This window comes from Streptomyces sp. NPDC059994 (assembly GCF_042737755.1).
Lineage (GTDB): Bacteria > Actinomycetota > Actinomycetes > Streptomycetales > Streptomycetaceae > Streptomyces.
On the sequence record NZ_JBHWUR010000079.1, the window covers coordinates 22,353 to 34,107 of the forward strand.

12 protein-coding genes are annotated in these 11,755 nt (G+C 73.3%); 6 read left to right on the forward strand and 6 right to left on the reverse strand.

All coding sequences use genetic code 11. The annotated features are described in order from the left end of the window. Positions 1-7 precede the first annotated feature (7 nt). Both ACFWA7_RS29340 and ACFWA7_RS29345 read right to left on the reverse strand, forming a co-directional pair. A complete protein-coding gene (locus tag ACFWA7_RS29340) occupies positions 8-610 on the reverse strand; it encodes a TetR/AcrR family transcriptional regulator (RefSeq protein ID WP_385543782.1) in 603 nt (200 codons plus the stop codon). Positions 611-639: 29 nt separating this feature from the next. Then, on the reverse strand, positions 640-1,326 hold the full coding sequence (locus ACFWA7_RS29345) for an NADPH-dependent F420 reductase (RefSeq protein ID WP_385826095.1): 687 nt from the start codon (positions 1,324-1,326) through the stop codon (positions 640-642). A gap of 273 nt (positions 1,327-1,599) precedes the next feature. On the opposite strand from ACFWA7_RS29345, the gene ACFWA7_RS29350 reads away from it, so the two are divergent. Together ACFWA7_RS29350 and ACFWA7_RS29355 are read left to right on the forward strand one after the other, a co-directional pair. Further along, complete coding sequence (locus ACFWA7_RS29350) at positions 1,600-2,643, forward strand: ArsR/SmtB family transcription factor (protein WP_385543776.1); 1,044 nt, start codon at positions 1,600-1,602, stop codon at positions 2,641-2,643. A 109-nt stretch (positions 2,644-2,752) separates the two neighbouring features. Continuing rightward, positions 2,753-3,607, forward strand: coding sequence for a CAP domain-containing protein (locus tag ACFWA7_RS29355; RefSeq protein WP_385543773.1), 855 nt, complete (start codon positions 2,753-2,755; stop codon positions 3,605-3,607). A gap of 62 nt (positions 3,608-3,669) precedes the next feature. Here ACFWA7_RS29355 and ACFWA7_RS29360 read toward each other — a convergent pair whose 3' ends face one another. Then, complete coding sequence (locus ACFWA7_RS29360; protein WP_385826097.1) at positions 3,670-5,151, reverse strand: sigma-70 family RNA polymerase sigma factor; 1,482 nt, start codon at positions 5,149-5,151, stop codon at positions 3,670-3,672. Between the two features lie 267 nt (positions 5,152-5,418). Here ACFWA7_RS29360 and ACFWA7_RS29365 point away from each other — a divergent pair, with 267 nt between their 5' ends. Continuing rightward, positions 5,419-5,712, forward strand: coding sequence for a hypothetical protein (locus ACFWA7_RS29365; RefSeq protein WP_385543767.1), 294 nt, complete (start codon positions 5,419-5,421; stop codon positions 5,710-5,712). A 22-nt stretch (positions 5,713-5,734) separates the two neighbouring features. Here ACFWA7_RS29365 and ACFWA7_RS29370 read toward each other — a convergent pair whose 3' ends face one another. After that, on the reverse strand, positions 5,735-6,718 hold the full coding sequence (locus ACFWA7_RS29370; protein ID WP_385543764.1) for a trypsin-like serine peptidase: 984 nt from the start codon (positions 6,716-6,718) through the stop codon (positions 5,735-5,737). Positions 6,719-6,813: 95 nt separating this feature from the next. Next, the gene (locus tag ACFWA7_RS29375) at positions 6,814-7,569 is read right to left on the reverse strand and encodes a tyrosine-protein phosphatase (protein WP_385826099.1); all 756 of its coding nucleotides are present in this window, start codon (positions 7,567-7,569) and stop codon (positions 6,814-6,816) included. A 109-nt stretch (positions 7,570-7,678) separates the two neighbouring features. On the opposite strand from ACFWA7_RS29375, the gene ACFWA7_RS29380 reads away from it, so the two are divergent. Further along, positions 7,679-8,680 (forward strand): hypothetical protein, encoded by a 1,002-nt coding sequence (locus ACFWA7_RS29380; RefSeq protein WP_385826102.1) that lies wholly within the window; start codon positions 7,679-7,681, stop codon positions 8,678-8,680. 30 nt (positions 8,681-8,710) lie between these two features. On the opposite strand, the gene ACFWA7_RS29385 is transcribed toward ACFWA7_RS29380, so the two are convergent. After that, a complete protein-coding gene (locus ACFWA7_RS29385) occupies positions 8,711-10,180 on the reverse strand; it encodes an MFS transporter (protein WP_385543756.1) in 1,470 nt (489 codons plus the stop codon). 251 nt (positions 10,181-10,431) lie between these two features. Between ACFWA7_RS29385 and ACFWA7_RS29390 the strand changes: the two genes are divergently transcribed. Continuing rightward, positions 10,432-11,145, forward strand: coding sequence for a TetR/AcrR family transcriptional regulator (locus ACFWA7_RS29390; protein WP_385543753.1), 714 nt, complete (start codon positions 10,432-10,434; stop codon positions 11,143-11,145). A 233-nt stretch (positions 11,146-11,378) separates the two neighbouring features. Further along, a partial coding sequence (locus tag ACFWA7_RS29395; protein ID WP_385543750.1) for a substrate-binding domain-containing protein occupies positions 11,379-11,755 on the forward strand: 377 nt, incomplete at its 3' end.

An 11,755-nucleotide genomic window follows, 5' to 3' on the forward strand; every position in this document is an offset into this window, starting at 1 on the left:
CCCGGAACTACTTCCCGTTTCCCTCCGGGCGCAGGGCCGTCAGGGTCAGGTCGACGGCCTGCTCGGCCCACTCCGGGTGGTCGCCGCGGCCCGCCAGGTAGTCGGCGTAGAACGGCCCGATGAGCGCCGAGACGGCCGCCTCCAGATCCGCGTCCGGGCGGATGCCGCCCTCCTCGCGCGCCCGTTCCAGGACCTCCCGGAGCAGGGCCCGGCGGGGCAGGACCGAGCGGGCGCGCAGCAGGGCGAGGAGTTCCGGGGTGTGGTCCTCCTCCGCGAGGCAGGTGCCTATCAGCGCCATCCCGTTCACCTGCGCGATGGTGGCGGCGAAGTCCCGCAGGATGGCGACGAGGTCGGCGCGGACGTCACCGGAGGGGGGCGGGGCGTCGGCCGTCCGTACGGCGGCGAGCGCCGCGGTGAGCAGGCCGGCCTTGGTCTTCCACCGCAGATGGATGGTGGACTTGCTGACGCCCGCCGCGGCGGCGACCTGGTCCAGGGTCATCCGTACGTAACCCTGGCGCGCCAGCAGGTCGACGGCGGCCCGCAGGATCGCGTCGTTCTTCTCCGCGGACCGGGGCCGTCCGGCGCCCCTGGTCGTCTTGTCGTCGTGCATGGCCGCCTCGTGGGGACGCCGGCCCGAGGTCAGGCGCCCTGGATGTGGAAGTTGAAGTCGGTGCGGCCCAGCGCCGCCATCAGCCGCAGCCAGACCGGCAACATCATTTCAGCCCCGCGCGCCGTGGTGATGTCGCCCAGGTCGATGATGCTCGGCTGGGGCCAGCCGAAGGAGATCAGCAGGGCGGCGACGGCCTTCTTGGCGTCCTCGTCGTCCCCGGAGAGGAACACGTTGTGCTCGCCGGAGACCCGGGACGGCTCGACCATGACGCTGGTGGTCATCGTGTTGAGGGTCTTCACGACGCGTGCCCCGGGGAACGCCCGCTGGATCCGCTCGCCGAGGCTGTCGGTGTTCACCGGGTCGAGCGAGGGCGGCATGCCCTGCGAGAAGTCCAGCGGGTTGGCGATGTCGATGAGCACCTTGCCGTCGAGGTTCTCCGCGCCGACGGCGCCGAGCGCGTCGAGACTGGCCAGGCCCGCCGTGGTGTTGAGCACGGTGTCGCCGAACGCCCCGGCGTCCGCGAACGCTTCGAGGCGCACTCTCGGGTGCTCCTGCTGCCATACGGAGAACGGTGGGTTGCCCATGCCGTCCGGCCCGGTGCGGGCGAGCGTGGTCTTGGGGTCACGGGTGCCGATGGCCACTTCGTGGCCGAGGGAGGCGAGCTTGGCGGCGATGGTCCGGCCGACGACGCCGGTGCCGAGGACTGCGTAGCGCATGGGGCTCGATCCTTTCGGGGAACGGTGGCCGACAGAGGACGGCCGCCCGGTACGCGATAAAAGTATCCGGGCCGTTCGGTATTACAAGGACATTTCGCAGTCACAAGGCCCCGGACACGCAAGTGCCGGCTGGTCCACCGCCCCCCGTGCTTCCGGTGCGGACCAGCCGGCACTCCCCCGTTGTTGCGCACCTCCACCGTGACAGCCCCCGGGCCGCGGAGGTGACGTGTTTCGGGCTGGTCCGAAACACGGCGGACGGCAATGCTCGGGCACGTGACGCTGCGCATACACTTCACCGCCGACGACCTCGCCCGTACACGGATGGCGGAGGGCCCGCGCCCGTTGCTCGAACTGGACGTGGCCCTGCGGGTGTTGCGGGAGTCCACGCACCGGGTGCGCTTCGACGCGTGGCGGCGGGAGTCGTTCGCCCGGCTGGCGCCACGGACCCGGCTCGCCTTCGAGGCGGTGCCCGTCAAGGGCTGGTCGCTGGAGTTCCTCCTGCCGGTGGATCCGGGCAGCGCGCAGGAGTTGTGGGAGAGGGTGCGCGCCACCCCGGCGCGGCAGGTGCGCGAACAAGTCGAGCAGTGGGCGGGCCTGGTCCACCGGATTCCCCCGTGGACGGGCCGCCTCGCCGAGGATCCCCTTTTCGCGCGGGAGCTGGTCGACGTCTTCGAGGACACCTACGAGCAACTCGTCGCGCCGTACTGGCCCCGGATCGAGCAACTCGCGGACGCCGACCGGGCGATACGGATGCGCCATCTCACCGAGGGCGGGATGGAGCGGCTCCTCCAGGGGCTCAACCCGCGCCGGGTGCGCTGGAATCCGCCGGTGCTCGAACTGACCATGGCCTCCGGCCACGAGGGCGACCTGCGTCTCGAAGGGCGGGGCCTGCTGCTCATCCCGACGCTCTTCGGTTCGGCGTATCCGCTCTTCGACGACACCGGGCCGCAGCCCTGGATCAGCTTCCCCATCGGCCACGACCGGACGCCGTGGTTCCCGCTGCCCGCGACCGTCACCGCGAGCGCCCTGACCGCCGCGCCGCGCTCCCTCGCGGCACTTCTCGGCCGTACCCGCGCCACCGTGCTCTGCGCGATCGCGGAGCGCCCCGGCCTGACCACCAGTCAGCTCGCCTCCCGCGCGGGCGTCTCACCGGCGAGCGCGAGCGAACACGCCACGGTGCTGCGGTCGGCGGGCCTGGTCAGCACGGCCCGGGACCGCAACGCCGTCCTGCACACCCCCACCGCGGCCGGGATCGGCCTGCTCAACGCGTCGACCGCCGACACCGCCGGGCCGGAGCCCGCGATCCTGCGCGCCTGACGAGTCGTTGTGGCCCAGGTCACGCCCGGAGAAAGTGTTATGGCTCCGGCGCCCCCCGCTCTCCCATGTGCCGGACACCCCGGCAGCACCGGACAGAGAGCGGAGCCCCATGCAGCACCACGACGACCACCCCCACGTCCGGCCCGCGGCGAGCAAGGGCCGGGCCGGACGCCGACGTGCGCACCGGCAGCGGTCCCGGCAGGCCGTCGGCACCGCGGTGGCCGGGACCGTGGCGGTCGCCGCCGTCGCCGGAGCGCTTCTGTGGCCGCACTCCGACGACCACGCGGATGCCGTACGGACCCAGGCGGCCCCGGCCGCCGGGCACCTCCTCGACACGGGCGCCACCACGGCCGCCGCCACCCCGTCCGCCTCCCCCTCGCCGATACGCTCCGGCGCCCCCACGAAGACCGCCTCCCCCAAGCCGAGGCCGACCCGGAGCGCCCCCACGTCCGGCCCCACCCACGCGAACTCGGGCACCGGCACGGGCACGGGCACCACGACGACCACCGGCCGCACGGGCGGCGGCCCGGCACCCCGCAGGACCACACCGCCGCGTTCGGACAACAACGCGCCGACCGGCACCGCCGCCGCGTACGTCCAGCAGGTCGTGGACCTCGCCAACGCCGAGCGCGCCAAGGCGGGTTGCTCGCCCTTCAAGGCCGACCGCCGGCTCAACACCTCCGCCCAGGCGCACGCCGACGACATGGCCGCCCGCAACTACTACGAGCACAACAGCCCGGAGGGGCGGAACGCGGGCGACCGTATGAGCGCCGCCGGATACGACTGGCACAAGTGGGGCGAGAACATCCACCGGGGCCCGAAGAGCCCGGCCGACGCGATGCGCGACTGGATGAACAGCCCGGGCCACCGCGCCAACCTCCTGGACTGCGGCTTCAAGGACATCGGCGTGGGTGTGAACCTGAGCGGCAACGGCCCGTGGTGGGTGCAGAACTTCGGCAGCTGACCCGCGCCCGGCACCGGTGTGGGCTCAGGACGGCCCAGCAGTCTCAGGGGACTTGACCGGCCTCAGGACGTTGAACCCGCGAAGTCCTGCACCCACACCGTGCCGTCGGGGCCGGGCACGGCGGCCACGCCCGTGTCGCGGTATCCGCAGTCGAGCATGTTCTGCTGGTGGATCGCGCCGTCCGTCCAGTCGTCGACGATCGCGGCGGGATCCGCCGTCCCCCGGTCCAGGTTCTCCGCCCAGGCCCCGACGGGGTACCCGGTGGCCCGCATCCGGGCGTCGGCGTGCTGCCCCTCGGGGCTCGCGTGGTCGTAGTAGTTTCGGGCCACCATGTCCCGGGCGTGCCGGACCGCCGCCGTGGTCAGCCGGGGGTCCATGCGCAGCGGTGCGCAACCGGCCGCGCCACGGCGGCTGTTGACCAGCCGCAGCAGCCGCTGCTCGGGGGTGGCGGCGACCGGCGTGGGCCGGGCGGGCTTCGGGGTCGCCCTGGGCGACGGGCTCGTCCTCGTCGGCTGCGGTACGGGGGTGGCGGAGGGGGACGGCGGGGCGACGCTCGCGGTCGCCTGCGGCACCGCGGGCGGGGCGGGACTGGCCTCCGGGCGCGGATCGGGCCACAGCAGGACCGCCAGGATCCCGAGGACGACGGCGACGGCGAGGGCGCCCCCGACGGCGTACGCGCGCGGCTTCGCCGGGGTGACCGGGCCCGGCCCGGCGCTCCCCGGCACCGGCGCCGTGGAGGCGACCGGGGCGAGGCGGGCGCCGGGGACGAAGTGGGCGGCCCCGTACAACGGCACCAGCAGGGCGAGACCGGCGAGCAGACCCTCGGCGGGCACCAGGCCCGAGCCCCGCCCCGAGCAGGCGCGGCAGTCGCGGGTGTGGCGGGCGATCCGCTTGCGCCACACCGGAGCGGGACGGCCGTCCCACCCGGCGACGGTCCGGGCCAGCTCGTCGCAGAGCGGCCGGGCGGCGAGCGCCCGGACCACGATCCGGCCCACCTCCAGCTGGGCCTTCATGCGCTGGACGCGCACGGCGGTGTGCTGCGGGGTGAGGGCCATCGCCTCGGCGAGTTCGGCGCGGGTCAGCTCGCCCGCCGCCTCCTGCCACCACAGGGCGAGCAGTTCGCGGTCGCTCTCGTCGAGCCAGCGGGTCGCCTCGGCCACTTCGCGGCGCTGCCCGGACAGGCCGAGGCGCAGGATGGTGAGGTCCACGAAGTCCGGTTCCGGGTCGGCCGCCTCGGCCAGCTGCTCGGGGCCGGCCGGGGTCGTGTACTGCTGGGCCCGCCAGCGGTGGCGTATCTGGTTCATCGCGATGGCGATCAGCCAGGACCGGAAGCGGGACGGCTCGCGCAGCCCGTCGAGCCCCTCCAGGGCGTGGAACATGGTCTCCTGCACGACGTCGTCGACGTCGGCGTGCCCGTCCATGGCCCGGCCGACGACGTTGTAGACGAGCGGGAGGTAGTCGGAGACCAGTCGCTCCTGGGCCTGCGCGTCGCCGGTCCGCGCGGCGCCCACCAGCTCCGGTATGGACGTGCTGTCCCTGTGCATCTGCTCCCTCACACGCTGGCGTCGTTCGTACGCTCCCGTCGTTCGGAGACCCCTGGCGGACACGGGGATAACAGGAACTCGGCCCCATTTTGTACGACGCCCGGCGCGGCCCGGAACGCGCACGTCCGAATGCGCCTCGCGGCCCGTCGTGCGGGACCTCTCACGTTGTGGTGCGGGGCAGAAAGCGGGACGCTGGAGGTGCATGCGGCCGGGAGTGACCGGTGCGCGAAAAGCGAGCACCCACCCGGTCGGGAAGGGGTGAGCTTCGTGCGCACACTGATGAAGGTGGAAATGGACACGGACAAGGCCAACGACGCCATCAGGAACGGCACGCTCCAGAAGACCGTGGAATCCGCCCTGGAGGCGCTCCACCCCGAAGCCGCCTACTTCACCGCCCAGAACGGCGTTCGTACGGCGTTCATCGTGTTCGACATGACGGACTCGTCGCATATGCCGAAGTTCTCCGAACCGTTCTTCCTGGAACTCGGCGCCAAGGTTTCCTACACGCCGGTCATGAACGGGGAAGACCTCCGCAAGGGCCTGACGGCCCTGGGGCGCTGACCCGTCAGGTGTCCGACAGGAATCAGGACGCCGGACCCGCCGGTGGAGCACCGCTGACCGCGGCGCGGTAGAGGGCCCGGGTGGCGGCGCCGAAGTAGGCGCTGTAGGAGACCTGGGGGGTGTTGCCGCCCGTGTGGTAGCCGCCGATGACCCCGACCACCGCCCAGCCTTCCGGCCACGGCACCAGCATCGGGCCGCCGCTGGTCCCGCCCACGAAGGCGTCGCAGGCGATGCGCGGGAAGGTACCCGGGTCGGCCGGGTCGTCGCTGGCCCACCTGGTGGTCCGGCTCCAGCACTCCAGCGGCTTCCGCGCGTTGCCCGGATAGCCGATCATCCGCACCGGGAGGTGGTAGTAGCCCGTGCCGGTGAGCAGGTGGACGCCGCCCACCGCGTCCTGGAGGCGGGCGCCGTCCTGGTTGGGTCCGGTGACCGCGAAGCCGAAGTCGTACGCGGCCCCGGCGTGCTCGCCCAGGTCGTAGTACTCCTGCGGGACGTAGACGCCGTCGGCCGCCACGGGGAAGACGCCGAACGGCTTGAGCCCGTCGTGGTACTGGGGCACGAAGGCGAGATGGCGCCGGGGCGAAGGGCCGGAGTAGCCCTTCAGACAGTGTCCCGCGCTCAGCACCAGGTCGTGGCCCGGGCTGCGCACCACCGAGCCGCTGCAGGTGCGCCCGGTGCCATTGGCGTCGGTCCAGAAGAAGGTGCCCGCCTGCGGGATGCCGTCGAAGCTCCTGCTGGGCGGGATGTACTCGCCGGGCCGGGGCCCGTCCTCCGTGGGCGACGCCGCCCGCGCCGACGGCCCTGCCACGGCACCCTTGGCCGTGTCGCCCGGAAGCGCGGCCGCCATCCGGGCGGGGCTCCAGTAGGCGTCGAGTGCGGCGGCGGCCGGGTTCGGCCCGGCCGGGCCGCCCTCGGCAGCGGCGGCGGCCGGGGCGAAGCCCGCGCCGAACAGCAGGGCGGCCGCGAACGCGGCGGTGTGCCGGATGATCCAGGTCCTACGCACCATCAGTTCCCCTCTGGCCGGACACAAGTGACGACCCACCATAGGCGTGGTGCGTTGCGGGCAGAAGTGCCCCGAGTGGCCTCGGACCCGTGCCTCGGTTACGCGGCGGGGGCGGGCTCGACCGCCGGTTCCAGCAGCCCGGCGCGCAGGGCTGCCACCAACTCCTCGTCGGCGCAGAGCAGTTCGGCCGCGTAACCGCGCACCGACCCGTGCCGCGCACTCAGATCGGCGAGGAACAGCCGCATGATGTCGGCGGGGGCGCGGCCGTAGCCCGGCCAGGTGATCTCGCGGCCGGGGTTGGCGGCCCGCCAGTCGGCTATGAGGCGGTCCGTGGCGAGCTCGGTGAGGGTGAAGTCCTCGACGATGACGTCCTCGGGTACGCCGAGCAGGGCCAGCACGAGCGCGGCCAGCAGACCGGTGCGGTCCTTGCCTGAGGCGCAGTGGAAGACGAGCGGGGCGCCGTCGGGCGCGGCTATCGTCCGCAGCGCCTCGCGCAGCTCCTCGACCCCGTCGTGGGCGACTTCAAGGAAGCGGTCGGCGAGGAACCGGCCGGTCTCCACGTCCGCGCCGAGGCTCGCCTGGTCGTACGGGCGGTGCTCGATGCTGAGGTTGTGGTACGCCAGCGAGGCGTGCTCGGGGACGCGGCCCTTGCCCTCGATCTCCCACGGGTAGCGCAGGTCGATGACGGTACGGACGCCCAGGCTCAGAAACCGGTCCCAGTCCTCGCCCTGGAGCTTGCCCAGCGAGTCGGAGCGGTACAGCCGCCCCCAACGCACCGTCAGGCCGTCCTCGGTGCGATAGCCGCCCAGGTCACGGAAGTTGTGCAGCCGCTCGAACTCGATGTGTCTGTTCACAAGATCGCACCCTACGGCCGGCGCGGCGGCGCGGCCGTGGTGTGGATCACTCCGCGCACCGCCCGGAATCCACTGGTGGGGAGCCGCACCGGGTTGAGATCCTCTCGCCATGGCCGACTGGGCAACCTTCGCCGTCGTTCCCGAGGACGGCGACCACGAGCGGTACGAGCTGTACGAGTCCCGTTTCGGGGCGGTCGGGCTCGATCTCGACCTCCTGGCCGGCCCCGAGGTCGTGCTGCCGTTCCTGCGCGCCCACGACCGGGCGCGCCACGGCTGGCGCGACGACACCCGCTGCGAGGGGGCGGTCCTGGTCGACCCGTACCGCCGGGTGCTGCTCGCCTTCGCCTCGGACGGGCCGACCACCTGTATGCGCCACCGGGCCGCGGCCCTCGACCTGCTGCGCCACGCCTGGCCCGGCTGGCAGCTGCGCTGGACCTACGACGGTCCGGCGGAACTGCGCGCCTACCTGGGCCTGGACCCGGGCGCGGTGCGCGATCCGCGGGGCGAGGTGTACGCGGGCGCCGCGCTCGCGCCGGGAGACGAGGAGCTGGCCGAGGACGATCCGCTCGCCACGGTCGTCACCGTGGGCGCCGGCCGCTGCCATCTCGTCGCCGCCACCGCGGACCACCCGGTCGCCGAGGGGCCGGCCCTCCTCGAACGCCTCGACTCGGCGCCGGAGCACGGCCGTTGCGAGCTCGCCGTGCTCTCCGGGCTGCATGTCGATCCGGCGCGCCGCCGGGTGGGCTGGTGGCTGCTCGGCGCGCAGGCCGGGGCGTACGAGATGGCGTCCCGCTGGCCGGGCTGGACGGTCGAGTTCTGGCAGGACCGGTGGCAGGAGCAGACACGCGCGGCGGGCGACCGCTTCGCCCCGCCCCCGGCCGACCGCCTCCAAGCCCTCGTGGACGTACGGGACGAGGCCCGCGAGCACTGGGCGGGCCGACGGGGTGCGGCGCCGCGCGGCTTCGCCCGGTCCGTCGCGGCCGACGACTCCGGCCCCCTCCTCGGCACCGGCTTCCTGCCCGGCGTTCCGGCCGACCTCACCCCGGCGGCCCTGCTCTCGGTCGACTCGGCCTGGCGCGGGGCCGTACGGGCGGCGAAGGGGACGGCCTGAGCGGGGTCTGCAAGGGCTGCGCGCGGCCGGTCACCTCTCCCCGATACCGGCCTTCAGATCACCGAGCGCGAGCAGCAGCGCGCCGAGCACGAACGCGAGCGACACCAGCAGCCCGTGGTCGTACGCCGTGGCCCAGTCGGCGTGCGTCAGCTGGGCGAAGAAGACCGCCCCGACGGCGGCGATGCCGACGGCGGAGCCGACGCGCTGGCCGGTCTGGAGGGTGCCGCCCGCGCTGCCCGCCGACCGGACCGGGACCTGAGAGAGCGTCAGCGTCTGGTTGGGGGCGATGACCAGGCCGCTGCCGAGCCCGGCGAGCAGCAGCGGGGCCGTCATCGCCCACGCCGCCGACGTGCCCGGGGCCAGATGGACGGCGAACGCCGTGGCGCCGAGGCCGGTGGCGACCATGACCAGGCCCACCGCGACCAGCCGGCGCCCGAAGCGGGCGACCAGGCGGCCACCGATGATCGCGGCGACACCCGAGCCCACCGCGAACGGTGTCATGGCGAGGCCCGCGAGCAGCGCGCTCAGGTGCAGCCCGGCCTGCAGGTAGAGCGCGGTGATGAAGAAGATCGAGGTGAATCCGCCGAAGTAGAGCAGGATCAGGGCGCAGCCCAGCCAGTAGCTGCGCTCGCGGAACAGGGCGAGGTCGAGGACCGGGGACGCACCCCGCGCGCTCTGGCGCCGCTCCCACCCCACGAACGCCGCGAGCAGCGCGCCGGAGACGACCAGGAGCAGCCACTTCTCGGGGCCGTGCCACTGCTGCGCCTGGACGAACGGCAGGAGCAGCGCCAGGATCCCGGCGCCGAGCAGCAGCACACCGACCGGGTCCAGAGCGCGCAGCGGGATGCGGCGGGCGGACGGGGTGTCGGGGAGCAGCCGCCGGGCCAGCACCAGACAGGCGATGCCGATCGGCACGTTGACGTAGAACACCCAGCGCCAGCCCTCGTGCGGGCCCGCCGCGTGGATGAGCAGCCCGCCGAGAAGCGGGCCCACGGCCGTGGAGATGCCGATGACACTGCCGAGCATCCCGAAGGCACGGCCGCGTTCGGGGCCGGAGAACATCTGCTGGATCAGGGCCGAGATCTGCGGCGAGATCAGCCCTCCGGCCAGGCCCTGGACGGCGCGGGCCGCCACCAGCCACAGGCTGGACTGCGCCGCGCCGCAGGCCGCGGAGGCGAGGACGAACAGGGCGAGCCCGGTCATGAACACGGCACGCCGGCCCCGGGCGTCGCCGATCCGCCCGGCCGGGACCAGGAACAGGCCGAAGGCGAGCGCGTATCCGGAGAGCACCCACTGCAGATCGGCCTCCGGGGCGTCCAGCGCCACCCGGATCGACGGCAGGGCCACATTGACGATCGACACGTCGAGCAGCGTCATGAACCCGGCCACCAGACACACCGCGAGCGCCCGCCAGCGGACGCGGTCGGACAGGGGCTCGGCGGCGGCCGTACCGGCGCCGCCCGGCCTCCGGTCGAGACCGCCCTCGGAATGCGGAGCCACCAGCGGCCTTCCTTCTCACGCTCTCTCACGCGGTCTCTCCCGCGCTTCGCCATGCGGACGGTACGCATCCGAATGATTACCCAGCAGCCGGACCGCCCGCGCCCTCCCGCGCCGCCTCGGGCGACCTTGTTACGACCCGTAGCCATTGCGAGCCGCACTCGCGAGAGGATCATTGGAGAAGGGGACCGCCGCAAGGGCACCGCGTCCGGCCACCGCGCCGCACGGGAACACCGGTGCACGCAGGAGGCCCCATGACCGCCGAGGTGAAGAGTCCCCGGGCCCGCTACCGGGAGCAGACCCGCGCCGAGATCAAGGCGGCGGCGCTGGAACAGCTCGCCGAGGGAGGCGCCCAGGCCGTGGCGCTGACCCGGATCGCCAAGGACATGGGGCTCTCCGGGCCCGCGCTCTACCGCTACTTCGCCAGCCGTGACGAGCTGCTCGGCGATCTGATGCGGGACGCGTACGACGATCTGGCGCACGCGATCGCGCACGCCGGGGGCACCGGCGCGACCGACGCCCGTACCGCGCTGCACGCCCTCGCCGACGCCTACCTCGACTGGGCGACCGCGCAGCCGCACCGCTATCTGCTGATCCAGGGAACCCCGGTGCCGGGGTATGCCGCGCCGCCGGACACTCTGGAGCGCGCGCGGGCCGCCCTCGGCCCCTTCCTCGCGGTCTTCGCCGCCGGGGATCCCGCCGAGGCGTTCCGCCCGACGGTCGAGGAGATGGCCGGGTGGGTGCGCGAGGACGACTCGCTGGCCGCGTGGGTCGGGGAGCACACCGGGCGCCCCGCGTACGACGTCCGGGCCGGCACGGCGCTGGCGGGCGCGGTGCTCGCCTGGTCGCAGCTGCACGGCACGGTGAGCCTCGCGGTGTCGGGCCAGTACGGCGGGATCGGCCACCGCGCCCGGACCCTGCTCATGGCTCAAGCCGACGCGCTGGCGGACGCGTTCCGGCTCCCGTGAACCTCGTATGAAGGGCGAGCCGCCGGTGCCGGACACACCGCGCCCGCCCACCCGCCCCGGACAGGCGGTCCAACCGCCGCGTCCCAGGTCAGAGTTGTTGCTTGTTCGACTAATCAATGAAAAGACTCATTGCGGTCTCGGTCACCCTCAACTCCTTGACGCCCCATTCGCCTCCCAGTTGACTTCCAGCCACCTCGGCCGCGAGGACGCGGCCATGTCAGGGAGGTCTCTCGATGAACACCCGTATGCGTCGTGCCGCTGTGTCCGTGACCGCCACGGCGATGGCCGTCGCTCTCGCCGCCTGCGGAAGCGCCAAGGAATCCGGGGGCCCCACCAAGGTCTCGGGGGCGAAGAAGGGCGGAGCCCTCAAGATCGGCCTGCTGCTCCCGGAGAACCAGACCGCGCGTTACGAGAAGTTCGACAAGCCGCTCGTCGAGAAGATGGTCAGGGACCTCACGGCGGGCAAGGGGCAGGTGATCTACGCGAACGCCAAGCAGGACGCCACGGTCCAGGCCCAGCAGGTCGACACGATGATCACCAACAAGGTCGACGCGCTGATCGTGGACGCGGTGGACTCGAAGGCGATCGCGGGCGCGATCAAGAAGGCCAA